20 protein-coding genes and 1 pseudogene are annotated in these 24,628 nt (G+C 58.4%); 9 read left to right on the plus strand and 12 right to left on the minus strand.

What is annotated here, in order from left to right; all coding sequences use genetic code 11:
• Positions 1-9: 9 nt before the first annotated feature.
• The 6 genes from pheS to ACW5XC_RS06875 form a co-directional block, all read right to left on the minus strand.
• Positions 10-993: a phenylalanine--tRNA ligase subunit alpha gene (gene pheS / locus ACW5XC_RS06850; RefSeq protein ID WP_042053694.1), complete on the minus strand. Its 984-nt coding sequence runs from the start codon at positions 991-993 to the stop codon at positions 10-12.
• A gap of 378 nt (positions 994-1,371) precedes the next feature.
• The gene (gene rplT / locus ACW5XC_RS06855) at positions 1,372-1,728 is read right to left on the minus strand and encodes a 50S ribosomal protein L20 (RefSeq protein WP_005300683.1); all 357 of its coding nucleotides are present in this window, start codon (positions 1,726-1,728) and stop codon (positions 1,372-1,374) included.
• 15 nt (positions 1,729-1,743) lie between these two features.
• On the minus strand, positions 1,744-1,941 hold the full coding sequence (gene rpmI, locus ACW5XC_RS06860; RefSeq protein WP_005336688.1) for a 50S ribosomal protein L35: 198 nt from the start codon (positions 1,939-1,941) through the stop codon (positions 1,744-1,746).
• Between the two features lie 86 nt (positions 1,942-2,027).
• Complete coding sequence (infC, locus tag ACW5XC_RS06865) at positions 2,028-2,576, minus strand: translation initiation factor IF-3 (RefSeq protein ID WP_042026159.1); 549 nt, start codon at positions 2,574-2,576, stop codon at positions 2,028-2,030.
• 3 nt (positions 2,577-2,579) lie between these two features.
• Entirely contained in the window at positions 2,580-4,508 is a 1,929-nt protein-coding gene (thrS, locus tag ACW5XC_RS06870; RefSeq protein ID WP_042053695.1) for a threonine--tRNA ligase, read from the minus strand.
• 233 nt (positions 4,509-4,741) lie between these two features.
• Entirely contained in the window at positions 4,742-5,329 is a 588-nt protein-coding gene (locus ACW5XC_RS06875) for a tetratricopeptide repeat protein (protein ID WP_042053696.1), read from the minus strand.
• 173 nt (positions 5,330-5,502) lie between these two features.
• On the opposite strand from ACW5XC_RS06875, the gene ACW5XC_RS06880 reads away from it, so the two are divergent.
• Positions 5,503-6,558, plus strand: coding sequence for a PA0069 family radical SAM protein (locus tag ACW5XC_RS06880; protein WP_042053856.1), 1,056 nt, complete (start codon positions 5,503-5,505; stop codon positions 6,556-6,558).
• 160 nt (positions 6,559-6,718) lie between these two features.
• On the opposite strand, the gene ACW5XC_RS06885 is transcribed toward ACW5XC_RS06880, so the two are convergent.
• Positions 6,719-6,874 (minus strand): hypothetical protein, encoded by a 156-nt coding sequence (locus ACW5XC_RS06885; RefSeq protein ID WP_178378365.1) that lies wholly within the window; start codon positions 6,872-6,874, stop codon positions 6,719-6,721.
• Between the two features lie 262 nt (positions 6,875-7,136).
• Between ACW5XC_RS06885 and ACW5XC_RS06890 the strand changes: the two genes are divergently transcribed.
• Complete coding sequence (locus ACW5XC_RS06890) at positions 7,137-8,534, plus strand: alpha-amylase family protein (RefSeq protein ID WP_042053698.1); 1,398 nt, start codon at positions 7,137-7,139, stop codon at positions 8,532-8,534.
• Positions 8,535-8,652: 118 nt separating this feature from the next.
• On the opposite strand, the gene gyrA is transcribed toward ACW5XC_RS06890, so the two are convergent.
• A complete protein-coding gene (gene gyrA / locus ACW5XC_RS06895; protein WP_042053700.1) occupies positions 8,653-11,400 on the minus strand; it encodes a DNA topoisomerase (ATP-hydrolyzing) subunit A in 2,748 nt (915 codons plus the stop codon).
• Between the two features lie 198 nt (positions 11,401-11,598).
• Here gyrA and ubiG point away from each other — a divergent pair, with 198 nt between their 5' ends.
• The 5 genes from ubiG to yfaE all read left to right on the plus strand — a co-directional run bounded on the left by ubiG (position 11,599) and on the right by yfaE (position 17,459).
• Entirely contained in the window at positions 11,599-12,315 is a 717-nt protein-coding gene (gene ubiG, locus ACW5XC_RS06900; RefSeq protein WP_042053701.1) for a bifunctional 2-polyprenyl-6-hydroxyphenol methylase/3-demethylubiquinol 3-O-methyltransferase UbiG, read from the plus strand.
• Positions 12,315-13,010 carry an HAD family hydrolase gene (locus ACW5XC_RS06905; RefSeq protein ID WP_042053703.1) on the plus strand — a complete coding sequence of 232 codons (696 nt, stop codon included), beginning with the start codon at positions 12,315-12,317 and terminating at the stop codon, positions 13,008-13,010. Before ubiG ends, ACW5XC_RS06905 begins: the two co-directional genes overlap by 1 nt.
• 647 nt (positions 13,011-13,657) lie before the next feature.
• On the plus strand, positions 13,658-15,925 hold the full coding sequence (nrdA, locus tag ACW5XC_RS06910; RefSeq protein WP_042053705.1) for a class 1a ribonucleoside-diphosphate reductase subunit alpha: 2,268 nt from the start codon (positions 13,658-13,660) through the stop codon (positions 15,923-15,925).
• An 80-nt stretch (positions 15,926-16,005) separates the two neighbouring features.
• The gene (nrdB, locus tag ACW5XC_RS06915) at positions 16,006-17,139 is read left to right on the plus strand and encodes a class Ia ribonucleoside-diphosphate reductase subunit beta (protein ID WP_005336708.1); all 1,134 of its coding nucleotides are present in this window, start codon (positions 16,006-16,008) and stop codon (positions 17,137-17,139) included.
• Positions 17,136-17,459 (plus strand): class I ribonucleotide reductase maintenance protein YfaE, encoded by a 324-nt coding sequence (gene yfaE / locus ACW5XC_RS06920; RefSeq protein WP_021230069.1) that lies wholly within the window; start codon positions 17,136-17,138, stop codon positions 17,457-17,459. The genes nrdB and yfaE overlap by 4 nt, the downstream gene beginning before the upstream one ends.
• Before the next feature lie 117 nt (positions 17,460-17,576).
• Here the strand turns inward: yfaE and mltA are convergent, their stop codons facing one another.
• Positions 17,577-18,728 carry a murein transglycosylase A gene (gene mltA, locus ACW5XC_RS06925; protein WP_042053707.1) on the minus strand — a complete coding sequence of 384 codons (1,152 nt, stop codon included), beginning with the start codon at positions 18,726-18,728 and terminating at the stop codon, positions 17,577-17,579.
• 150 nt (positions 18,729-18,878) lie between these two features.
• Between mltA and ACW5XC_RS06930 the strand changes: the two genes are divergently transcribed.
• A complete protein-coding gene (locus ACW5XC_RS06930) occupies positions 18,879-19,130 on the plus strand; it encodes a DUF1289 domain-containing protein (RefSeq protein WP_042053709.1) in 252 nt (83 codons plus the stop codon).
• Positions 19,131-19,238: 108 nt separating this feature from the next.
• On the opposite strand, the pseudogene fruA reads toward ACW5XC_RS06930, so the two are convergent.
• From fruA to fruB, 3 genes and pseudogenes are all read right to left on the minus strand, one after another.
• A pseudogene (gene fruA, locus ACW5XC_RS06935) lies at positions 19,239-20,975 on the minus strand (PTS fructose transporter subunit IIBC).
• Positions 20,972-21,961: a 1-phosphofructokinase gene (gene pfkB, locus ACW5XC_RS06940; protein ID WP_042053711.1), complete on the minus strand. Its 990-nt coding sequence runs from the start codon at positions 21,959-21,961 to the stop codon at positions 20,972-20,974. The pseudogene fruA and the gene pfkB overlap by 4 nt, the downstream one beginning before the upstream one ends.
• The gene (gene fruB, locus ACW5XC_RS06945; protein ID WP_042053713.1) at positions 21,961-23,076 is read right to left on the minus strand and encodes a fused PTS fructose transporter subunit IIA/HPr protein; all 1,116 of its coding nucleotides are present in this window, start codon (positions 23,074-23,076) and stop codon (positions 21,961-21,963) included. The genes pfkB and fruB overlap by 1 nt, the downstream gene beginning before the upstream one ends.
• A gap of 296 nt (positions 23,077-23,372) precedes the next feature.
• Between fruB and ACW5XC_RS06950 the strand changes: the two genes are divergently transcribed.
• Positions 23,373-24,221 carry a LacI family DNA-binding transcriptional regulator gene (locus ACW5XC_RS06950; protein ID WP_042053714.1) on the plus strand — a complete coding sequence of 283 codons (849 nt, stop codon included), beginning with the start codon at positions 23,373-23,375 and terminating at the stop codon, positions 24,219-24,221.
• Positions 24,222-24,628: the final 407 nt, after the last annotated feature.

Consider the following 24,628-nt stretch of genomic DNA (forward strand, 5'->3'; position numbering starts at 1 on the left):
CTCTCGCCCTTACTTGAACTGCTTGAGAAAGCGCAGGTCGTTTTCGAAGAAGGCACGCAGGTCGTTGACCCCGTAACGCAGCATGGTCAGGCGCTCAACGCCCATGCCGAAGGCAAAACCGGAGTATTTTTCCGGATCGATGCCGACCGAACGCAGCACGTTCGGGTGCACCATGCCGCAGCCCAGCACTTCCAGCCACTTGCCGTTCTTGCCCATCACGTCGACTTCGGCGCTCGGCTCGGTGAACGGGAAGTAGGAAGGACGGAAGCGAATGGTCAGGTCTTCCTCGAAGTAGTTGCGCAGGAAGTCGTGCAGGATGCCCTTCAGCTCGGTAAAGCTGGCATGCTCGTCAACCAGCAGACCTTCAACCTGATGGAACATCGGGGTGTGGGTCATATCGTAGTCGTTACGATAAACGCGGCCCGGTGCAATGATGCGGATCGGCGGCTGCTGATGTTCCATGGTGCGGATCTGCACGCCCGAGGTGTGGGTACGCAGCATCAGATCAGGATTGAAGTAGAAGGTATCGTGATCGGTACGCGCCGGGTGATGAGCCGGAATGTTCAGCGCATCGAAGTTGTGGAAGCCATCTTCAATCTCGGGACCACGGGCAACCTTGAAGCCCATCTCGCCAAACAGGCGCTCGATGCGCTCTATGGTGCGGGTTACAGGATGCAGACCGCCATTCTCGATGCGGCGACCCGGCAGGCTGACGTCGATAGTCTCGGCAGCCAGCTTCTGGTTCAGCACGGCGACTTCGAGCGCTTCACGACGCTCGTTCAGCACATCCTGAACCTGCTGTTTGGCCTGGTTGATCACGGCGCCCGCGGCGGGACGCTCTTCGGCAGACAAGGCACCCAGGCCCTTCATCTGCTCGGTAAAAAAGCCCTTTTTACCCAGATATTTGACCCGGATTTCGTCGAGGGTCGCGATATCGCTCACGCCCTCAATTTCGGCTCTGGCTTGGCCGACTACTTCTTCAAGCTGTTGCATGTCTTCCTCGTCACCACTCCCGGTACAGGAGCCTTTAGGCTAAATAAGGTCAAGAGGGGAATAATACAAAAAAAGCCCCTTCGCTGACCATAGCTAAGGTGGGCTTTTCTCCCTACAAATCATTTTGTTATATCAAGCGAGTCTCATTGGCTTACCGCCACTATTAAAATAGTGAAAGGAGCATCATGTTTGTTGGCATATGAACTATTTATAGAATTAGTGTTCTTGCACATATCTCTTTGTGTGGAGAAATCTGCAACCCATGTAAAACTGTGGACAAAACGTGGACGGGAGAAAGGAAAACGTGGTGTAAAACCGTGAATAACAGATACAAAAAAGGAGGCCCGAGCCTCCTTTATTTTTTATAACAGAGCTGGATTAGACCAGAGCTGCTTTAGCTTTTTCAACCAGGGCGGTGAAAGCCAGCTTGTCGTGAACAGCGATATCGGACAGGATCTTGCGATCGATCTCGATAGAAGCCTTCTTCAGACCGTTGATCAGACGGCTGTAGGACAGACCGTTCTGACGGGCTGCAGCGTTGATACGCGCAATCCACAGCTGACGAAACTGACGCTTTTTCTGGCGACGGTCACGGTAGGCATACTGACCAGCTTTGGTTACCGCTTGTACCGCTACGCGGTAAACACGGGAACGGGCGCCGTAGTAACCTTTGGCGGCTTTCATTACTTTCTTGTGACGAGCTCGAGCAGTCACACCACGTTTAACTCTTGGCATTTTTCACATCCCCCCTTATGCGTACGGCAGACAAGCGACAACACGTTTGTGGTCGGCAGCAGAAACCATGAATTTCGGCCCCAGCTGACGCTTACGCTTGCTGCTCTTCTTGGTCAGGATGTGACGCAGGTGGTTGTGCTTGCACTTGAAGCGACCCGAGCCAGTCTTTTTGAAGCGCTTTGCAGCACCCCGGTTGGTTTTCATCTTCGGCATTTCATACTCCGCATTGTGAGTGACAACAAAATCGCAAGGCGAACCAACTCATGGGGCTTGCCCCATGAGTCAATTTCTTGTGGGCCTTAAGATTTCTTCTTAGGTGCGAGGACCATCACAGCTTGACGGCCTTCGACTTTCGGGAACGACTCGACTACGGCCAACTCTTCCAGATCGTTCTTGACGCGCTCCAGAACCTTGATACCAAGATCCTGGTGGGCCATTTCACGACCACGGAAGCGCAGGGTGACCTTAGCCTTGTCCCCGTCTTCCAGAAAGCGAACCAGGTTGCGTAGTTTTACCTGATAGTCGCCTTCGTCAGTGCCAGGACGGAATTTGATTTCCTTGACCTGGACGACTTTCTGCTTTTTCTTCTGTTCTTTGGTGGTTTTGCTCTTTTCGTAGAGGAATTTGCCGTAATCCATGATCCGGCAAACGGGCGGCTCGGCGTTCGGACTGATCTCGACCAGATCCACTTCGGCCTCTGCGGCCAAGTTCAGTGCTTCCTGGATAGATACGATGCCAAGAGCTTCGCCATCCAGACCAGCCAAACGAACTTCTTTCAGACGGATCTCTTCATTGATCCGGTGAGCGCGGGCTTGCGGTTGCTTGCCCAGTTTTTTTCCGCCTTTTATAGCTTATTCCTCCACTTTCTTTTGTCCGCGGGTCTGAACTTCCTGGGTCAGCAGAGCGATGAACTCTTCAACAGGATAAGTGCCCAGGTCAGCCCCTTTACGAGTCCGTACTGCAATCTTACCGGCTTCAACTTCTTTATCACCGCAGACCAGCATGAAAGGTACTCGCTTCAAAGTATGCTCGCGGATTTTAAAGCCAATCTTCTCATTTCTCAAGTCCGCTTTTGCGCGAAGGCCCGCATCATTCAATGCTTTGGCTACTTTCACCGCATAATCGGCCTGATTGTCCGTGATATTCATGACCACAGCCTGAGTCGGTGCCAACCAGGTCGGGAACAGACCGGCGTACTCTTCAGTCAGAATACCGATGAAGCGCTCGATAGAACCCAGGATGGCCCGGTGGATCATCACAGGTACATGGCGATCGTTGTTTTCGCCCACATAAGTGGCACCCAGACGACCAGGCAGGGCAAAGTCGAGCTGCACGGTACCACATTGCCACGCACGATCAAGGCAATCGTGCAGGGTAAATTCAATTTTGGGACCGTAGAACGCCCCTTCACCCGGCTGCAGATCGTACTTCAGACCGTTGAGCTCCAGCGCTTCGGCCAGCGCTTTCTCGGCGCGATCCCACATCTCGTCAGAGCCGATACGCTGCTCGGGACGAGTGGAGAGCTTGACCACGATGTTCTCGAAGCCAAAGGTACCGTAGACGTCATAGACCATACGAATACAGCCGGAGACCTCTTCCATGATCTGCTCTTCGGTACAGAAGATGTGAGCGTCATCCTGAGTGAAACCGCGCACCCGCATCAGACCGTGCAGGGAACCGGACGGCTCGTTGCGGTGGCAGGAACCAAACTCGGCCATACGCAGCGGCAAATCACGGTAGGACTTCAGACCCTGGTTGAAAATCTGGACGTGACCCGGGCAGTTCATCGGCTTGATGGCGTACTCGCGGTTTTCGGACTGGGTGGTGAACATGGCCTGGGCATACTTCTCCCAGTGACCTGAACGCTCCCACAGGACGCGGTCCATCATGAACGGACCTTTCACTTCCTGATAGTCGTACTCTTTGAGCTTGCCGCGGATAAAGGTTTCCAGCTCACGGAAGATGGTCCAGCCATCGTTGTGCCAGAACACCATACCGGGTGCTTCTTCCTGCATGTGATACAGGTCGAGCTGTTTGCCGATCTTGCGGTGGTCGCGCTTGGCGGCCTCTTCCAGACGCTGCAGATAGGCCTTGAGTTGCTTCTTGTCAGCCCAGGCGGTACCGTAGATACGCTGCAGCATCTTGTTGTTGGAGTCGCCACGCCAGTAGGCGCCGGACATCTTCAGCAACTTGAAGTGGTGGCAGTGACGCATGTTGGGCACGTGCGGGCCGCGACACATGTCGATGTACTCTTCGTGATGATAGAGACCTGGCTGGTCATCACGGGCAATGTTCTGATCCAGGATTTCGACCTTGTAGGTCTCGCCACGGGCAGCGAACACGTCGCGCGCTTCCTGCCAGGAGACCTTTTTCTTGATAACGTCGTAATCCTTGGCTACCAGCGCCAGCATGCGCTCTTCCAGGGCAGCCAGATCTTCATCGGTCAGGGTACGGTCAAGATCAACGTCATAGTAGAAGCCGTTGTCGATGACAGGACCGATGGCCATCTTGGTCTGGGGCCAAAGTTGCTTGATAGCATGACCCAGCAAGTGGGCGCAGGAGTGGCGCAGGATGTCCAGACCTTCTTCGTCTTTGGCGGTGATAATGGCCAGCGCAGCATCGGCTTCGATCAGCTCGCACGCATCTACCAGTTCACCGTTTACCCGACCGGCAATGCACGCCTTGGCGAGACCGGGACCGATGTCCGCAGCCACATCCATGACGGAAACAGAGTGGGCAAATTGACGTTGGCTGCCGTCAGGCAGAGTAATGATTGGCATTATGTGTTTCCTTATACAGTGGTGACCCCTACCAAAGGTCACATGCGGGATGGAAAAGAGATTCAAATAAGGTGATGTTTTGGTTCTCCACAGCACTTTGCGAAGACGGCCTGACACGTAAACCACATGTCTAACGTGACAAACCAAGCCAAAACGGCCCCATGCTACCAGAAGTCGGGCGTGCTGTATCGGATTTGCAGATATTTTCTACAGTCAAATGAGTCGTCTGCCGACTATTCGCCAAGCAGGGATTGCCAGTTGAAGTCAAAGTCACTGCTCCCCTCTTCTGCCAGCGCCAGCTCTTGCAGCACCTGAAGCGCCAGCTTGTTGCCCTTTTGTGCTGCCTGATAGAGCCACTGTTTCGCCTGAGGCAGATCGACCCTGCCGCTGACCCCCATCAGATGAAGGACGCCGACTTTCAGCATGGCCGGGACGTCACCGTTACGGGCGGCCTGATCCATCCAGTGAAAGGCTTGGCGCAGATCTCGCTCTACCCCAACACCACGCAGATAGAGCTCTGCCAGCCGGTATTGGCCGAAGGCATCCCCCGCCTGCGCCGACTGCAGATAGAAGCTGATGGCCTGATGGATATCCTGCTCGCTCCCCTGCCCCACCTCATGGCTCCAGCCCATCAAGGCTTGCGCCCGGGGTTGCCCCTGCGCCGCCAGTGGCAACCAGATCCGGGTCGCCTCATCGAAGTGACCGGTACGCCAGGCACGGTTGGCAGCAGCCATCTCCTGCTCGGTGGAGAGCGGAAGCAGACGCCAGATAACAAGGGCAAGCAGACCGATAAACAACCAGCGGGAAGTGGTGGGTCTCATGATGATTTCCGTGATCCAGTTCTCATTTCGTCTATGTAAACGAAATGTAGCTTTGCGATCAAGCAAGAGAGCCCTACGACAACCCTTTTTGCACCCGCTCGATCAGCAGTTGTTGTCATTTATCCGGGGCCCCTGCAAAATAACTGTATGTATAAACAGTATCGGTGCACACCATGGCAGGACGAGGCAGCCCCCACAATATCGATCACCGTTTTAGCGGCCCCCTTGTCGAAGCGGTCGATGACGGCTGGCAATCGTCCGATTGGGATGCCACCTTCACTCCTTCTGTGCCTGGCACCGAGGTACGGGAGATCGATGCACGCAGCATCATCAGCTACAACAGCTCGCCGGATGTCCCCTTTGGGCGCTCCATCAACCCTTATCAGGGGTGCGAACATGGCTGCATCTACTGCTATGCCAGACCCAGCCATGCCTATCTGGAGCTCTCCCCCGGTCTCGATTTCGAGAGCAAGCTGTTTGCCAAACGCAATGCAGCCGACCTGCTGCGCCGGGAGTTTGCCAAACCTGCCTATCAGCCACAGACCATTTTCATTGGCGCCAATACCGACCCCTATCAACCCATCGAGCAGCGCTATCGCCTCACTCGGCAGTTGCTGGAGGTGATGCTGGCCCACCGCCATCCGGTCGGGCTCATTACCAAGAGCGCCATGATCTTGCGCGACCTCGATCTGTTGACCGAGCTGGCCAGAGAGAGACTGTGTCAGGTGATGGTGTCGGTGACGACCTTGAACGAAACCCTGCGCCGACAGCTGGAGCCCCGCGCCAGCACAGGTGCAGGCCGCTTGAAAGTGATCGAGAAGCTGGCCAACGCTGGCGTGCAGGTGGGGGTACTGGCCGCCCCCATGATCCCGCGGCTCAATGAACCGGAGCTGGAGCAGATCATCAAATCGGCCGCCGAGGCTGGCGCCAGTTGCGCCGATTACATCCTGCTGCGCCTGCCCCACGAGCTGGCGCCGCTATTTGGTGACTGGCTCGATACCCACTATCCGGGCCAGAAGGAGGCTATTTTGAATCAGTTGCGAGCCAGCCGCGGTGGCGGGCTCAACAGTACCGCCTTCGGTACCCGCATGCGCGGTGAGGGGCACTTTGCCGATCTGCTGGCCCAGCGCTTTCGCCTTATCAGCAAGCGCCTCGATCTGGGCAAACGTCATATTCAGCTCAGGCTGGATGGGTTTATCCGCCCCGGGGAGCAGCTGTCGCTCTTCTAATCCCCCTGCTCACGCCCTTCACACATCAGGCGTGCCAAGAGAGGTTGAGAGGAAGGCCTGCCGCAACACATCCTGTGGAAACCCCGCTTTTCAGAATTTTCCAACGAAGTAGCCATGTCACGACAGGATCGCGCTATCCGGTAAAGACCGTGCTAACACCTTAACCTGCGCGCTGATCCCGCCCCTGTTGCACCATTTCAACCGGCAGCCGCGAGGGTTCATGGGCCACTTCGTGCTCATCCTCTTCATACTGCGGCACCTCTGACTCGCTCCATACCCGGCTCCACCAAATTTCCCACGTGATCCAACTGGTCATATGCAGCTCCTGACGGTGAAGGTGATGGCAACAACGCACCACTCGCCCGGCAGGATAGCGACTAGGAATGACAGGGAAATGACAAAAAAATCACTTGTAAAAAGGCAACTGGCGGTGGCGAGGAAAAGCCGAAACAGTTCACATATTCGGCGAAATCACTCTGAAAGCGGTCACAAATCTGCTGGTTGTGGATTGCAGCTCACTCTGTTCCCGCCAAAGCTGGGTTGCCCATTCAGGCATCTATAAAAACAGGGACACAATAATGAAACACACAGCGGGAATATGGGCGATCGCAGGCATGCTGATCGCCCCCTTGGCGCACGCCGACGTCATACTGCACGCCTTCAACTGGAAGTACAGTGAAGTGACCGCCAAAGCCGACCTTATCAAGTCGGCCGGTTACAAACAGGTACTCATCTCGCCGCCTCTCAAGTCATCAGGCAACGAGTGGTGGGCTCGTTACCAGCCGCAGGATCTGCGTCTTGTCGACTCACCCCTTGGCAACAAGCAGGATCTCGAGCAGCTGATCGCCGCCATGAAGGCGCGGGGGATCGGCGTCTACGCCGACGTGGTACTCAACCACATGGCCAATGAGAGCTGGAAACGCCAGGACCTCAACTATCCCGGCAACGAGCTGCTGCAAAGCTACGCCAGCAACCCGGCCTATTTCGAGCGCCAGAAACTGTTTGGCGATCTGGGGCAAAACTTCCTCTCCGGTCAGGATTTTCATCCCGAAGGGTGCATCAGTGACTGGAGCGATCCGGGTCATGTCCAGTATTGGCGACTCTGTGGCGGTGCCGGTGACAAGGGGCTGCCGGATCTGGATCCCAACAACTGGGTGGTTAGCCAGCAACAGGCCTACCTCAAGGCGCTCAAGGGGATGGGGATCAAGGGTTTTCGGGTCGATGCGGTCAAACACATGAGCGATTACCAGATCAATGCCGTGTTCACCCCCGAGATCAAACAGGGGATGCACGTGTTTGGCGAGGTGATCACCACAGGGGGCGCAGGCAGCACCGATTACGAGCGCTTCCTCAAACCCTACCTCGACAGCAGCGGCCAGGGAGCCTATGACTTTCCGCTGTTTGCCTCCCTGCGCGGCGCGCTGGGGTATGGCGGCAGCATGAACCTGCTGGCGGATCCGGGCGCCTACGGTCAGGCGCTACCGGGCAGTCGCGCCGTCACCTTTGCCGTGACCCACGACATCCCCACCAACGACGGCTTCCGCTATCAGATCTTAAGCCAGACTGACGAGAAGCTGGCCTATGCCTACCTGCTCGGCCGCGATGGTGGCTCGCCGCTGGTCTATTCGGATCACGGCGAGACCCAGGCCAAGGATGGACTGCGCTGGCAGGATTACTACCAGCGCGCCGATCTCAAGGGGATGATCCGCTTCCACAATGCGGTGCAGGGTCAACCGATGCAGTTGATCGGCAGCGGTGACTGCTTCGTGCTGTTCAAACGGGGCAAACAGGGGCTGGTCGGTATCAACAAGTGCGACTATGAGCAGGAGTATTGGCTCGATACCGCCAGGTTCGAGATGAACTGGTATCGCAACTATCGTGACGTGCTCGACCAAGGTGCCGTGGTCAACGTGCAGAGCCAGTGGGTACGGGTCGCCATTCCCGCCCGCAGCGCCAGAATGTGGCTGCTGGAATGAGCAGGCCAGCACCCTGCCCTACTTTCATCTGCCTGTCATAAAAAGCAGACAAATAAAAAGAGCGACCATCAGGGTCGCTCTTTTTGCTCAGAGACGTTGCTCGGGTAACAGGTGACGATTACTCGTCGCCCGCTTCCCCAGCATCGACCGCATCAGTGCCGGTCGCGGTATCGGTACCTTCAGATACCTCACCGTCAACGGCCAAAGCGTCGTTCTCGTCTTCGTCGCTCTCGGCGATGCGCTGCAGGCCAACCACGGTCTCGTCTTCACCGGTACGGATCAGACGGACACCGCCGGTGTTACGGCCAATGACACTCACCTCGGCAACACGGGTACGCACCAGAGTACCGCCGTTGGTGATCAGCATGATCTGGTCGGTATCTTCGACCTGGATCGCATCGATCACCTTGCCATTACGCTCATCCACCTTGATGGAGATAACGCCCTGGGTACCACGGCTCTTGGTCGGGTATTCGGCCAACGCAGTCCGCTTGCCGTAACCGTTCTCGGTGGCGGTGAGGATGGCACCTTCGCCGCGCGGAACGATGAGAGAAACCACCTTGTCACCGGCGCCCAGCTTGATGCCGCGTACACCGGCGGCGGTACGACCCATCGGACGCACGCCCTTGAAGGTACCCTTGCTTTCGGTGCCTTCGCCGTTGTCGCTGCCATCATCGTCATTGCCGGCATCGTCGTCGGTTTCAACGTCATCGCTGACATCGGCATCGGCGCGACCGCGGCCTTCCGCGAAGCGAACGACTTTACCTGCATCGGAGAAGAGCATGATCTCGTTGCTGCCGTCGGTGATATCCACCCCGATCAGCTCATCACCCTCTTTGAGGTTGATGGCGCGGATACCGGAGGAGAGCGGACGGCTGAAGTCTGAGAGGCTGGTCTTCTTCACGGTACCGTTGGCGGTAGCGAAGAAGACATACTTCTCGGCGTCATATTCCTTCACCGGCAGGATAGCGGTGATACGCTCACCCTCTTCCAGCGGCAGCAGGTTGATGATCGGACGACCACGGGCGCCACGGGACGCCTCCGGCAGCTGGTAAACCTTGAGCCAGTAGACCTTGCCACGGGTGGAGAAGCACAGAATGGTGTCGTGGGTGTTGGCCACCAGCAGACGCTCCACAAAGTCCTCTTCCTTGATCCGGGTGGCCGACTTGCCACGACCACCACGGCGCTGGGCCTCGTAGTCGGAGAGCGGCTGATACTTCACATAGCCCTGGTGAGACAGGGTAACCACCACGTCTTCCGGGGTGATCAGATCTTCGATGTTGATCTCGGCACTGGACATGCTGATCTCGGTACGACGCTCGTCGCCATACTGCTCACGCACAGCCAGCAGTTCATCACGGATCACTTCCATCAGACGAGCCGGGCTCGCCAGGATGTGCAGCAGCTCGGCGATGAGATCCAGCAGAGATTGGTACTCTTCCAGGATCTTCTCGTGCTCGAGGCCGGTCAGCTTGTGCAGACGCAGGTCAAGGATGGCCTGGGCTTGCTGTTCGGTCAGGAAGTATTGACCTTCACGGATACCGAACTCGGGCTCCAGCCACTCTGGCCGTGCCGCGTCGTCGCCCGCTTTTTCCAGCATGGCGGCCACGTTGCCGAGTTCCCAGCCCTTGGCAACCAGGCCCGCTTTCGCGTCGGCCGGGGTCGCGCTGTGACGGATCAGCTCGATGATGGGATCAATGTTGGCCAGCGCAACCGCCAGACCTTCCAAAATGTGCGCCCGATCCCGCGCCTTGCGCAGTTCGAACACGGTCCGGCGAGTCACCACTTCACGGCGGTGCAGCAGGAACGCATCCAGGATCTCTTTAAGGTTCATCACCTTGGGCTGGTTGTTATCGAGCGCCACCATGTTGATGCCGAACGTGGTCTGCATCTGGGTGTGCTTGTAGAGATTGTTCAGCACAATCTCGCCGGACTCGCCGCGCTTGATCTCGATAACGATGCGCATGCCGTCTTTGTCAGACTCATCGCGCAGGGCACTGATGCCCTCGATCTTCTTCTCTTTGACCAGCTCGGCGATCTTCTCGATCAGTCGAGCCTTGTTCACCTGATAGGGGATCTCGTGAACGATAATGGTCTCGCGACTGGTCTTCTCGTCCACTTCCACTTCAGCTTTGGCCCGCACATAGATGGAGCCACGACCGGTACGGTACGCCTGCACGATGCCGGAACGACCGTTGATAATGCCGCCAGTGGGGAAATCCGGGCCGGTGATGTAGGTCATCAGCTCGTCAATGGTGAGGTCGCCGTTTTCGATCAGCGCCAGACAGCCATTGACAATCTCGGTGAGGTTGTGAGGCGGAATGTTGGTCGCCATGCCCACCGCGATACCGGAGGAGCCGTTGACCAGCAGGTTGGGAACCTTGGTAGGCATGACCGCCGGGATCATCTCGGTGCCGTCATAGTTCGGCACCCAGTCCACGGTCTCTTTGTCCAGATCGGCCAGCAGCTCGTGGGAGATGCGGGCCATCCGCACTTCGGTATAACGCATCGCCGCGGCGCTGTCGCCGTCGACTGAACCGAAGTTGCCCTGACCATCGACCAGCATGTAACGCATGGAGAAATCCTGCGCCATCCGGACAATGGTGTCATACACAGCGCTATCGCCGTGCGGGTGATATTTACCGATTACGTCACCGACCACACGGGCCGATTTTTTATAGGGCTTGTTCCAGTCGTTCCCCAACTCGTTCATAGCAAACAGAACGCGGCGGTGAACCGGTTTCAAGCCATCACGCACATCCGGCAGAGCTCGTCCTACGATCACGCTCATGGCGTAATCAAGATAGGAACTCTTGAGCTCTTCTTCGATGTTGACCGGCGTGATCTCTCTGGCCAGATCGCTCATAGAAAGCCTTATCCCTAATTAGTTGTTCTTTGGCTTAAACAGCGCGACATGGTAACACACTGAGCCAAATACCTTAAGCCACAAATCGGGTATCAGATCGGGCTGGTGTGACAAAGTCCGTCCGTTATAATGCCCGCCAGGACAATAGATTGCGCCCATAACTCAGAAGCGGGCGCCCTGCCACAGGATCTTCGAAAAATGAACAGTGATGCCAATGTCGATCTGACAGAAATCGCCAAGTTTGAAGCCATCGCCTCCCGCTGGTGGGACATGGAAGGTGAATTCAAACCCCTGCATCAAATCAATCCGGTACGCCTTGACTGGATCACCGACAAAAGTGGCGGTCTGTTTGGCAAGCGCATTCTCGATATAGGATGTGGTGGTGGCATTCTCTCCGAGAGCATGGCCCGCCGTGGCGCCAGGGTCACCGGCATCGACATGGGCAAGGAGCCCCTCGGCGTCGCCCGCTTGCACGCTCTGGAGCAGGGTGTCGAGCTCGAGTACCGCCAGATCACCGCCGAAGCCCATGCCGCCGAAGTACCGGGCCAGTATGACGTGGTCACCTGCATGGAGATGCTGGAGCATGTGCCGGACCCCGCCTCCGTGCTGCGCGCCATCGCGACTTTGGTACGCCCGGGCGGCCGGGTGTTCGTCTCCACCATCAACCGCAACCCCAAATCCTATCTGATGATGATCATCGGGGCCGAATACCTGATGAAGATGGTGCCCAAGGGTACCCACGATCACAAAAAATTCATCACCCCGGCCGAACTGTGTCGCATGGGTGAAGCGGCTGGCCTGCTGGTGCGGGACATGAGCGGCGTCCACTACGCCCCCCTCACCAACCAGTTCAAGCTCGGCAAAAATGTCGACGTCAACTATATGGTGGAGTTTGTCCGCCCGGAGCACGGTTGATGAGCGCCTCTCACCCTCTGCCCCTGCGCTGTGTGCTGTTCGATCTGGATGGCACCCTGCTCGACACAGCCCCGGATCTGGGGGCCGCCGTCAACCATGTACTGATAAACGAAGGCTTTGCGCCGCTCTCTGACGACATCATTCGTCAGACCACCTCCCACGGGGCGCTCGGGCTGCTGAAAGCGGGCCTTGGCGACGAACTGCTTGAGGAGCTGGGGGCCACGCGCCTGCGCAATGCCCTGCTCGACTACTACGCGGCCAATCTCTGCGTCGGTACCCGCCCCTATGAGGGAATGGTGGATCTTATCGAGTGGCTCGACAAGAAACAGCTCCCCTGGGGCATCGTCACCAACAAGCCGGGCTTTCTCACCGAGCCGCTGCTGGCGGCCCTGCCAGAGCTTGCCAGTTGCGGCGTCACCGTCAGCGCCGACACCCTGCCAGTACGCAAGCCCGACCCCGCCCCCATGTTCTTTGCCTGCGAGAAGCTGGGGGTCGAGGCGGCTCACTGCCTCTATGTGGGGGATCATGTACGGGATATCGAAGCGGGCCGAAATGCTGGCATGCGCACCGCGGTCGCTGGCTGGGGCTATCTCAATGATGAGGAAGATCCCGCCCAGTGGGGCGCCGATCTGCAGTTTGATACCGTGCAGGCCCTGCACCACTGGCTGCGCTATGAGTTGACGGCCAAAGCGTAACGCGCAGCCTTACCGGCTGACATGCGATAACGGGGCGAAGAGACTCTCCGCCCCTTGCATCTCTTCCTTTACGCTCCCGCGTCCTGCGCCACCATCACGCCTCTATTCTGCGCCACCATCACGCCTCTATTCATAGATAATAAAGGCAGCTTTCTGTCTATTGGATACCCATCTGACAAGCTCACAGCCGTCACAAAGCGGCCACAAACCACCGTCATCTGATGCAAAGCCCTTGCCACGCTGAGCCCGCGGCTGCGACAACTGGACAGCTTTTGACCCTTGTTGCATAAGGGATAATCAGCCGCCGTTTGCTAGTAAAAAGCCCCTCGTTTCGCAAGCAAAAAAAGTTATTTAAATTTTCCATCTTCGATCGGGAGGCTTGCATTTAGCGGAGCGGACGAATGAAAACCCGCTCACTGTGAGCGGTCACTAACTGATGAGGCAAGACTCACAATTTATCCACAGCTCGTCACTTATCCACACATTGCAATGGCGGGCTGACCTCACTATCTTGTAGCTCGAACTTAAAATAACACTACATCTTGTGATTCATCGCACAATCTCTACCCAACTCCCGCACACCACCGGGGCCTGGGTGGCACCATTGTGCGATGGTTTTTCGGGAATCAACTGAAGGTCATCAGCCAATGAACTTGTTTGTGACGAAGCGTAACGGACACAAAGAACCCATCGATCTGGATAAAATTCACCGCGTGCTGGACTGGGCCGCCGAAGGGCTCGACAACGTGTCGGTCTCCCAGGTTGAGCTCAAATCCCACATCCAGTTCTATGACGGTATCCGTACCGCCGACATTCACGAAACCATCATCAAGGCAACGGCTGACCTCATCTCCGAGCAGACTCCGGACTACCAGTACATGGCAGCCCGTCTGGCCATCTTCCACTTGCGCAAGAAGGCCTACGGCCAGTTCGAACCGCCCCACCTCTACCAGCACGTGGCTCGTCTGGTCGACATGGGCAAGTACGACAAGCACCTGCTGGAAGACTACACCCAGACCGAATTCGAAGAGCTGAACACCCATCTGGATCACTGGCGCGACATGGATTTCTCCTACGCGGCAGTCAAACAGCTGGAAGGCAAATATCTGGTCCAGAACCGCGTCACCGGCGAGATCTACGAGAGCCCGCAGTTCCTTTACATCCTGGTAGCGGCCTGCCTCTTCTCCAAGTATCCGAAAGATACCCGTCTGGACTACATCAAGCGCTTCTATGATGCGGTCTCGACCTTCAAGATCTCCCTGCCGACCCCGATCATGAGCGGCGTACGCACCCCGACCCGTCAGTTCAGCTCCTGCGTACTGATCGAGTGCGATGACAGCCTGGACTCCATCAACGCCACCGCCAGCTCCATCGTGCGTTACGTTTCCCAGCGCGCCGGTATCGGCATCAACGCTGGGCGCATCCGCGGTCTGGGCAGCCCTATCCGTGGCGGCGAAGCGTTCCACACCGGTTGCATCCCCTTCTACAAATACTTCCAGACTGCCGTGAAGTGCTGCTCCCAGGGCGGCGTGCGCGGCGGTGCGGCCACCCTGTTCTACCCGCTGTGGCACACCGAAGTAGAAAGCCTGCTGGTGCTGAAGAACAACCGCGGCGTGGAAGAGAACCGTGTTCGTCACATGGACTACGGCGTGCAGATCAACAAGCTGATGTACCAGCGCCTCATCAAGGGCGGTGACATCACACTGTTCTCCCCGTCCGATGCGCCGGGTCTGTACGATGCCTTCTTTGCCGATCAGGACAAGTTCGAAGAGCTCTACGTCAAGTACGAGCAGGATCCGGCTATTCGCAAGAAGACCCTGAAAGCGGTAGACCTCTTCTCCCTGATGATGCAGGAGCGTGCCGGTACCGGTCGCATCTACATCCAGAACGTGGATCACTGCAACACCCACAGCCCGTTCGACCCAAGCGTGGCGCCGGTACGCCAGTCCAACCTTTGCCTCGAAATTGCGCTGCCGACCAAGCCGCTCAACAACATCGACGACGAGAGTGGCGAAATCGCCCTGTGCACCCTCTCCGCCTTCAACCTAGGTGCCATCGAGAAGCTGGAAGATCTGGAAGAGATGGCCGATCTGGCCGTGCGCGCCCTCGATGCTCTGCTCGACTATCAGGACTACCCGATTGCCGCCGCCAAGAAGGGCAGCATGGGTCGTCGCACCCTGGGGATCGGCGTCATCAACTACGCCTACTACCTGGCCAAAAATGGTGCCCGCTACTCTGACGGCACTGGTCTGGCACTGACTCACCGCACCTTCGAGGCCATTCAGTACTACCTGCTGAAAGCCTCCGTGCAGTTGGCCCGCGAGTTCGGCCCCTGCCCGCTGTTTGGCGAGACCACTTATGCCCAGGGCATCCTGCCCATCGACACCTACAAGAAGGATCTGGATGCGCTGTGTAACGAGCCGCTGCATCTGGATTGGGAAAGTCTGCGTGAAGAGATCAAGTCAGTGGGCTTGCGCAACTCCACCCTGACCGCCCTGATGCCAAGCGAGACCTCCAGCCAGATCTCCAACGCCACCAACGGTATCGAGCCGCCGCGCGGTCTGGTGTCGGTCAAGGCCTCCAAAGACGGCATTCTCAAACAGGTGGTGCCCGAGTATGATCGCCTGAAAGATCAATACGAATTGCTCTGGAAGCAACCGAGCGTTGACGGCTACCTGCAGCTGGTCGGTATCATGCAAAAGTTTGTGGATCAGGCGATCTCCGCCAACACCAACTACGACCCTGCCCGTTTCGAAGGCAACAAGGTCCCGATGAAACAGCTGCTCAAGGACTTGCTGACCGCCTACAAATACGGCCTCAAGACCCTGTACTATCACAACACCCGTGATGGTGCAGACGATGCCCAGACCGACCTGCAAGATGACGGTTGCGCTGGCGGGGCTTGCAAAATCTAAGTCACGGCAAGAACTGATAACCGGGCGGGAGCATGAAGCTCCCGCTCCCCTGTTTTCTCTATTCACATATTCTGGTAACCATGGCCTATTCAACTTTCTGCCAAACCCAAAACGACCAGCTCAAAGAGCCGATGTTTTTTGGCCAATCGGTCAACGTAGCCCGTTATGATCAACAAAAGCACGAAGTGTTCGAGCGGCTGATCGAGAAGCAGCTCTCCTTCTTCTGGCGCCCGGAAGAGGTGGATGTCTCCCGTGATCGCATCGACTATCAGGCCCTGCCGCCTCACGAGCAGCACATCTTCATCTCCAACCTGAAGTACCAGACTCTGCTGGACTCCATTCAGGGCCGCAGCCCCAACGTGGCGCTGCTGCCGCTGGTCTCCATTCCGGAGCTGGAAACCTGGATTGAGACCTGGGCCTTCTCGGAGACCATCCACTCTCGCTCCTACACCCATATCATCCGCAATATCGTCAACACCCCCGCCCAGGTGTTCGACGACATCGTGACCAACGAGCAGATCTTGAAGCGCGCCGGCTCCATCAGCCACTTCTACGACGACCTGATCGAAGCGACCGCCCTCTACAACCTGCATGGTGAAGGGACCCACACCGTCGCTGGCCGCGAAGTGACCATCACCTTGCGCGAGCTCAAGAAGAAGCTCTATCTCTGCCTGATGAGTGTCAACGCGCTGGAAGCAATTCGCTTCTATGTCAGCTTCGCCTGCTCCTTTGCCTTCGCCGAGCGCGAACTGATGGAAGGCAACGCCAAGATCATCAAGATGATCGCCCGCGACGAAGCGCTGCATCTCACCGGCACCCAGCACATGCTGAACCTGATGCGCACCGGCCAGGATGACCCGGAGATGGCCGAGATCGCCGCCGAGTGCGAACAGGCCTGCTTCGAGATCTTCAAGGAAGCGGCCATTCAGGAGAAAGAGTGGGCCGAGTACCTGTTCCAGGACGGCTCCATGATCGGCCTGAACAAGGACATCCTCTGCCAGTACGTGGAGTACATCACCAACCTGCGCATGAGTGCGGTCGGCCTGCAGCCAGCCTTTGCCGGCACCAAGCAGAACCCGATCCCCTGGATCAACACCTGGCTGTCATCCGACAACGTGCAGGTCGCCCCGCAAGAGGTAGAGGTCAGCTCCTATCTGGTCGGTCAGATCGACAGCGAAGTCAATGCCGACGACCTGGGTGATTTCGAGCTGTGAGTGACGCCACCAACACGCTGACCCCTGCCCCGCACGCACCTGCCGAACAGCATGCGGTCGTGGCACCACGGGTACATACCCGGGATGGTGCCGTGCTGCACGCCCATCCCGGCGAAAGCGTGTTGGAGACCCTGGAGCGCCATGGTCATCATGTGGAGTTCCAGTGTCGCAGCGGCTATTGCGGCGCCTGCCGCACTCCGCTGATGGCTGGCAAGGTGCACTACCCCAATGTGCCGCTGGCATTCGTCGCCCAGGGGGAGTGCCTCCCCTGCTGCTGCAAACCGGTCGGCGCCATCCGGCTGGATATCCAGAAGAGCTGACGCAGCCACAGACTGGCAACTCGCACAAAATAGAAAGCCGCCGGAGCAATCCGGCGGCTTTTTTGTCTCTTCACATTGCCCGGGCGCCCGATGACAGACGCCCAAAGCCTCAGAGGATTACAACCAGGGGGCGGCAGTCGGCCCGTGGTGCAAACCCAACTTCCAGACTCGGCCAAAGTGCTTGTAGTGACCGGCTGCGACACCGGCCTTCTCACCCATACCGTGGTAGAGATCGAGGTGCCCCTTCTTCACCGCCCCGCCCACATCCAGCGCAATCAACAAGCGCAGCTGGTGCTTGCCGGTCCAGTTGCCCTCTTTATCGAGCAGGGGGACTTCGGCGAGGATCGGGGTACCCATCGGCAGCAGGGTCTTGTCGGCGGCAACAGCCGCCAGCGGCAGCAGCGGGATACCGGCGGCGCCGATCACATCATTGGTGGGTCGACGCTCGAAGAAGACATAGGAGGGGTTCTGCTCCACCAGCTCCTTGACGCTCTCCTCCGGCTGTCGGTTGGCCCACTCCTTGATGGCCTTCATCGACATCTGCTCTTTGGGCACTTCACCGCGGTCGATCAGTACCCGACCAATACTCACGTAACCGTGGCCGTTCTTGCCGCTGTAGCCCAGATATTGCAGCCGATCGTCATCCCCGTAGTGGACAAAGCCCGAGCCCTGCACATCCATCAGGAAGTTGTCGATAAGGGATTTGCTGTAACCCAGCTCCAGCCCGCGGTTGGCCAGGGCCCCCTGATGGATCTCGGCCCGGGTCGGACAGCGACCGCCACATTTGGGCATGGCATAGATGGGATATTTGTACTTGGCATCCGGGCGGTGGCGCACTTCCAGCACCGGCGAGTAGTAACCGGTAAACAGCACGTTACCCATGCGATCGGCGCCGCCCAGCTGAGCGAGGCTGATACCGTAACGGGTGATGTCGGCAGGATTGCCGCCGCCCGCCACCCAGCGGGAGAGCTGGTGATAGAGCTCGCCATAACGGCGGGTCATTTTGCCGGAGCGCTGCAATACCAGTCTGCTTTGCGGGCCAAACTTGCTGTAGTCGGCACGCGCACGGCTATTGACCCGCTCCACCCTCACCAGATCCTCTGGCAGGGTCCCGTCCAGATACTGCTTGCCCAGATTTTCCGGCACCTCGCAGTTAAGAAAGCATCTGTTGTCGGTCTGTTTTTTGGGCACTTCTGCTTTGTCAGAGTTGCCCGCACAACCGGCCAGTCCCAGCACTGCGGCGGTCAGCCAGTACGCGTGTTTGTTCATATGTCCTCATATAACGCCAAGAGCCATGCTCGGCGGGGAAGATGCCAAATTTGCAGGGGGAAAGCAAACGACATCAATCACTTGAAGCAGGATTTCTCCAAAGGGGATCCGCTGGGTTATAACAAGGTGACAGGATGTGCGAGGTAATGAATGGAACAGCTCGAAATATTCCCGTTGCAAAGCCCCTGCATCGGGGTCTGCGAAGTGAACAACAAGGGCTACTGCAAGGGGTGCCTGCGCAATCGCGAAGAGCGTTTCAACTGGCTCACTATGACCCCTGCCCAGCAACAAGAGGTGATGCGCCTGTGCCGCAACCGCAAGGCGCGGGTCGACGCCGCCCGCCGCAAGGCACAGGAAGGCGCTCCCAGTGAACTGCAAGCACAGCCCGGCTGGGATTTTTAAACTCAGCCTACCTGCAATCCCCACCTCACAACTCACCTATATCACCGGCAAAACAAAAAGCGGCACGCAGGCCGCTCTTGATTATGACGTGTTGCCGGGTGGCAAGGCTTATGCCGTGGCCAGTTTGGCCTGCTCTTCGCCGCGTTTGAGCATGGCGTAGGAGACACCGGTCAACAGCGAGCCTGCGGCAATGGCCACGATATACATCATAACGTTGCTGATGGCGTGCGGGATAAAGAGCACAAACAGACCACCGTGGGGTGCCATCAGTTCGCAGCCGAACAGCATGGAGAGCGCACCGGTCAGGGCACCGCCGACCATGCAGGCCGGGATGACCCGCATCGGATCCTTGGCGGCAAACGGGATGGCGCCCTCGGAGATAAAGCACAGGCCCAGCACGAAGGAGGCTTTGCCCGCTTCCTGCTCCGCCTTGATGAACTTGGTACGGGCCAGGAAGGTGGCGATCCCCATCCCCAGTGCCGGCACCATACCAGCGGCCATCACCGCAGCCATCGGGGCATAGGTTTTGGAAGCCAGCAGGCCTACCCCGAAGGCGTAAGCCGCCTTGTTGACCGGGCCGCCCATGTCGAAGCACATCATGGCCCCGATGATCACACCCAGCAGCACGGCGTTGGCAGAGCCCATGTTGTTGAGGAACTCGGTCATGGCATTCATGATGCCAGCCACCGGGCCACCCACTACGTAGATCATCACCAGGCCGGTAAAGAGGCTGGCAAAGAGCGGAATGATCAGGATCGGCTTGAGCGCTTCCAGGGTATTCGGCAGACGTACCTTGTCGCTCAGGTACTTGGCACTGTAACCGGCCAGGAAACCGGCCACGATGCCGCCAAGGAAACCGGCACCCAGCGAGCTTGCCAGCATGCCGCCGATCATGCCGGGGGCGAGACCCGGACGGTCAGCGATGGAGTAGGCAATGTAACCGGCCAGCACCGGGATCATCAGGGCAAAGGCTGAGCCACCACCGATCTTCATCAGCGCGGCGGCAAGAGTGCCTTCCACCTTGAACGCTTCAATACCGAACACAAACGAGAGCGCGATGATAAGGCCGCCCGCCACCACCATGGGCAGCATGAAGGAGACACCGGTCAGCAGATGCTTGTAGGGGCCGGTTTTTTCCTCTTTCTTGAGCTGGCTGGCGCCGCTGTGGCGATAGGTTTTCGCCTCACTCCACGCCTTGTCCAGCTCGGCGCGGGTTTTCTTGAGCGCCGCGCCCGTGCTGGTGCGATAGACCGGCTTGCCATCGAAACGGGCCATATCCACTTCGATATCGGTGGCGAGGAATACCAGATCGGCAGCGGCAATCTCCTCGGCAGTCAGGGCATTCTGGGCACCGACCGAGCCTTGGGTCTCGACGCGGATCTGATAACCCAGCTGTTTGGCCATGGTCTCCAGCGCTTCCGCCGACATAAAGGTGTGAGCCACACCGGTCGGGCATGCGGTGACTGCGACGATGCGCTTGCCAGCGGCGGCCGGTTTGGCGACAGCATTGGCAACGGCGGAGGCGGCTTGATGGCGATAGACACTGGCGCCGCTGGCGGCTGCCTCCAGCAAGGCAGCCGGATCCTGCAGCGCGAGATCCATGCTGCCCTGATAGACCCGCTTGCCATCATAGGCGGCGAGATCCACCGGGCCGCTTGCGACAACCAGCACCAGATCGGTGGCGGCAATCTGCTCTTTGTTCGGCACCTAGCGCGGTTGCACGCTGGAACCGACGTCGAGGGTGAGTTCCCAGCCAGCCAGTTTGGCCTGCTGTTCTATCCGTTTTGCAGCGAGAAAGCTGGTTGCAATGCCCGCCGGGCAAGCCGTAACCAAGATTGCTTTCATTGGGCATCTCCTGAGTTTTCCATTGAGGGGGTATTGCACTGAACCGGTGCCAGCTCATCCAGACGCTCTACGCGCACCTGTTCAAGTAAAGGGTTGAGCACATTGATATCGTCAAAGCCGACCGCCACCTGACTGACCGCCAGTGCCGAGACGGCGGTGGCCAGCCGCAGTGTCTGCTCCGGCGCCCAGCCAAGGCTGAGACCATGTGCAAGACCGGCGACCAGGGAGTCGCCAGCACCCACGGTGCTGACCACCTGCATCCGCGGCGGAATGGCCTGCCAGACGGCATCTGTGGCAAACCAGATCAGGCCGTCGGCGCCGTTGGAGATCACCACGTTGGGGATGCCGCTTGCCTGCAGCGCGCGGGCACACTCGGCCTGCTCGCTCAGGGTCTTGATGGGGCGGCCTGCCCACTGGCTCAGCTCCTCCAGATTGGGTTTGACCAGGGTCGGCGCCGCCTTGATCCCTTCGCTTAAGGCCGCGCCGCTGCAATCAAAGATCACCTGCTTGCCCTTGGCCTTGAGCAGGCGGATCAGATGGGCGCAGTAATCGGGGGCCACCCCTTTGGGCAGGCTGCCCGCCAGCACGAACCACTCAGCATGCGCAGCCAACTCGTCGATGGCCTGCTCCAGCGCGCTCACCTCCCCTTGCTGGATGGTGAGCCCCGGCAGGTTGAGATCGGTGACCCGACCAGACTGCTCGGAGATCTTGACGTTGATGCGGGTGCTGCCCACGACACGGACAAAGTGATCATCCAGCGCCCGCTCAGCAAACAGGGAGACAAAGCTCTGCTCATTGTCTGCGCCAAGCCAGCCGGTCACGCCCACCTCGCGGCCCAGATCCTTGAGCACCATGGCGACGTTGATCCCCTTGCCCGCCGCGCGCAGGTTGGCCTCGCTCACCAGATTGACCTCACCCAGGCTCATCGCCTCGAGGCGGGTGGTGAGATCGAGGGCGGGGTTGAGGGTAATGGTGACAATCTTCATCAGTGTGCCCCCTCGCCAAGACCAGCGGCGATCGCCTCACCGATCCCCTTGAGGGCCGCTTCGGCATCTGCCCCTTCGGCGCGAAATGCCAGACGGTGCCCGCATTTGACGCCAAGGCCGATCACCTTCATCAGGCTCTTGGCCGAGACCGCCTCGCCGCTGCCATCCAGATTGGCAACCCGGATATCTGATTCAAACTCTTTGGCCACCTTGACCAGCATGGCGCCCGGGCGGGCGTGCAAACCGTGGGGGTTGATGATGGTGAAGGTTTCGGAAAGACCGCTCGCGGGGCCCGCTTGCAGCATGGCCAGTCCCTCGCCGCCCGCCAGCGTAGCGAGTTGGCCGGCAGCCGCCAGTTTGGCCAGATTCTCCAGTTGCGGCAGATGGCTGCTATCTGCGGCGCACAACAGCAACATGGCGCTGACCGGCTGCTCCCCTGCCATGAGGGCGCTACTCGGGGTGGCCAGCACCCAGCCGGTCTGGGCCGATGCTGTTTGCTGAACATTGGCGCGGGCCAGCCAGATGCCCTCGCCCAGATAGGCAGGTTCGCTAGCCAGCAGTGCGCTTACCATGGCGGCATCGCCCCAACCGGCGGACTTGGCGCGGGCGGCCGCCCCCAGCAACAGTTGGTCGCGATCATCGGCCGGGAAGTCGGCCAGGGTCAGGTATTGCACCTCTTTGGCGGCAGTGGCGCCGGCCAGGATATTGATGATGGTGTCTGCATCGGTGGCCTCTTTGAGCTGGGCTGCCGCCTGCTCGTCACCCAGCACATGGGTGAGCTGGCGCAAAATGCCCAGATGCTCGTCCGACTTGGCAGCGATACCGATGGCGACATAGGCAATCTGCCCCTCGTCCCACTCGATGCCGTGGGGGAACTGAGCCACCATGACGCCGGTGCTCTTCACCAGATGACGGGTGTCGGTGGTGCCGTGGGGAATGGCGATGCCGCTGCCAAGGTAGGTGGCATGCTGCGCTTCACGGGCCAGCATGCCATCGACATAGCCCGCCTCAACCAGACCGGCCTCGGTCAGTTTGCCTGCCAACAGGGCAATCGCCTCGGCCTTGGTCGCCACCGACTGCCCCAGCAAGATCTGCTCTCGCGCCAACTTCAACATAGAGACTCTCCATCAGGTTCCGGCCACACCGGTACGTCACAATTGAACATTCGGATAACTCGCCAGCTGACAATAGACCCGAACACGGTTCACTGTGATCGGGGCCCGATTTTCAGGCCACTGGGTCTCTTCGTTGCTGACAGGCTGAATCGTTTCACTTACACTCAGACTGAATCGTTTCAGCGAATTGATCAAGTACCCACAAAGAGTGCTTTTCAATGATATGATCCCGCGCACACTTTTCGGTGCCCTCACCCGGCAGTGACCGTGGGCCTTGCAACTCAAACAGAGCCAATATGATGAAACTGGATGAAATCGCCGCCCTCGCCGGTGTCTCGCGCACCACGGCAAGCTATGTGATCAATGGCAAGGCCGACCAATACCGCATCAGTCAGGCTACCCGCGACAAGGTGATGGCCGTGGTCACCGCCCATAACTATCAGCCGGACAGCCGCGCCGCCTCCCTGCGCGGCGGCCAGACCAAGACCCTCGGCTTTATCCTGCCCGACCTTGAGAACGCCAGTTACGCCAAGCTGGCCAAACGGCTGGAACAGGGGGCCCGGGCGCAGGGATATCAGCTGCTCATCGTCTGCTCGGAAGATGAGCCCGCCACCGAAAAAGAGCTGGCCCAGATGCTTGTGAGCCGCCATGTGGATGCCCTGCTGGTGGCCAGCTGCCTGCCCCCGGACGACCCCTTTTACGGTAAATTGCAGGCGCAGGGCAGCCAGATCCTCGCCATCGACCGGGCGATGGCCGCCGACAAGTTCGTCACCGTCGCCAGTCACAGCGCGGCTCGCCACCTGTGCGAGGGGGATCACTTCTCTCGCCTTGAGGGGTATCGCCTGATCAAAGATCTGCACCAGCAGCTGGGTCAACTGCCCGAAGCGCTAATCACTACCTCCTATATCCTGATGGAGGGGGTACTCGACTACCTGTTGGAGCAAGAGATCGATATGAGCCAGCTCGCCATGGCCACCTTCGGGGACGATCGGCTGCTCGACTTCCTCCCCTTTGGCATCAACTCCCTGCCCCAGCAGCACGATGCCCTGGCGAGCCAGGCGCTGGAGCTGGCACTCAAGGCGGTGAACGGCGAATACCAGACCGGGCTGCACTATGTGAGCCGTACCCTCAAGCGCCGTCGCTAACCTGACCGCAGCAGACCCGATTTGTTGTCAATGGGTGGGTAAAGCGAACAGATGACAATAAGGCTGCCAGCATTGGCTGCCTTATTGTTTTTCCCCACAACCCTACCCGCCCGCTTTGTTTTCTCTACCGTCTGGCCGACTAAACAACCGGCCTCCACACACCTTTCACCCCGCAACTAAACGCCAACGCCACGACAAGGCACTCCCTGCCCCCTATCCGTAAAGTTGCCACTTGGCTGATCTGTATCAATGAGCCCCGGCCAGTCACTTTTTCGGTGCTTTTTTCTGCAATTAGCTACCGATGTCATCATTTATTTCCACTTATTGCCACAAGCCAGCACAAGATCCGTATAAAAGGGGTTGTTTCCGCTATTTTGATCCGCTAACGTGGCAACCATCTTTTACAA

The sequence above is a fragment of the Aeromonas sp. 25-AL00135 genome (genome assembly GCF_054052385.1).

Bases quoted from the DNA above. Each gene is read 5' to 3' on its own strand.
- pheS (WP_042053694.1), bottom strand. From the start codon at position 993: ATGCAACAGCTTGAAGAAGTAGTCGGCCAAGCCAGAGCCGAAATTGAG.
- rplT (WP_005300683.1), bottom strand. From the start codon at position 1,728: ATGCCAAGAGTTAAACGTGGTGTGACTGCTCGAGCTCGTCACAAGAAA.
- rpmI (WP_005336688.1), bottom strand. From the start codon at position 1,941: ATGCCGAAGATGAAAACCAACCGGGGTGCTGCAAAGCGCTTCAAAAAG.
- thrS (WP_042053695.1), bottom strand. From the start codon at position 4,508: ATGCCAATCATTACTCTGCCTGACGGCAGCCAACGTCAATTTGCCCAC.
- ACW5XC_RS06875 (WP_042053696.1), bottom strand. From the start codon at position 5,329: ATGAGACCCACCACTTCCCGCTGGTTGTTTATCGGTCTGCTTGCCCTT.
- ACW5XC_RS06880 (WP_042053856.1), top strand. From the start codon at position 5,503: ATGGCAGGACGAGGCAGCCCCCACAATATCGATCACCGTTTTAGCGGC.
- ACW5XC_RS06885 (WP_178378365.1), bottom strand. From the start codon at position 6,874: ATGACCAGTTGGATCACGTGGGAAATTTGGTGGAGCCGGGTATGGAGC.
- ACW5XC_RS06890 (WP_042053698.1), top strand. From the start codon at position 7,137: ATGAAACACACAGCGGGAATATGGGCGATCGCAGGCATGCTGATCGCC.
- gyrA (WP_042053700.1), bottom strand. From the start codon at position 11,400: ATGAGCGATCTGGCCAGAGAGATCACGCCGGTCAACATCGAAGAAGAG.
- ubiG (WP_042053701.1), top strand. From the start codon at position 11,599: ATGAACAGTGATGCCAATGTCGATCTGACAGAAATCGCCAAGTTTGAA.
- ACW5XC_RS06905 (WP_042053703.1), top strand. From the start codon at position 12,315: ATGAGCGCCTCTCACCCTCTGCCCCTGCGCTGTGTGCTGTTCGATCTG.
- nrdA (WP_042053705.1), top strand. From the start codon at position 13,658: ATGAACTTGTTTGTGACGAAGCGTAACGGACACAAAGAACCCATCGAT.
- nrdB (WP_005336708.1), top strand. From the start codon at position 16,006: ATGGCCTATTCAACTTTCTGCCAAACCCAAAACGACCAGCTCAAAGAG.
- mltA (WP_042053707.1), bottom strand. From the start codon at position 18,728: ATGAACAAACACGCGTACTGGCTGACCGCCGCAGTGCTGGGACTGGCC.
- ACW5XC_RS06930 (WP_042053709.1), top strand. From the start codon at position 18,879: ATGGAACAGCTCGAAATATTCCCGTTGCAAAGCCCCTGCATCGGGGTC.
- pfkB (WP_042053711.1), bottom strand. From the start codon at position 21,961: ATGAAGATTGTCACCATTACCCTCAACCCCGCCCTCGATCTCACCACC.
- fruB (WP_042053713.1), bottom strand. From the start codon at position 23,076: ATGTTGAAGTTGGCGCGAGAGCAGATCTTGCTGGGGCAGTCGGTGGCG.
- ACW5XC_RS06950 (WP_042053714.1), top strand. From the start codon at position 23,373: ATGATGAAACTGGATGAAATCGCCGCCCTCGCCGGTGTCTCGCGCACC.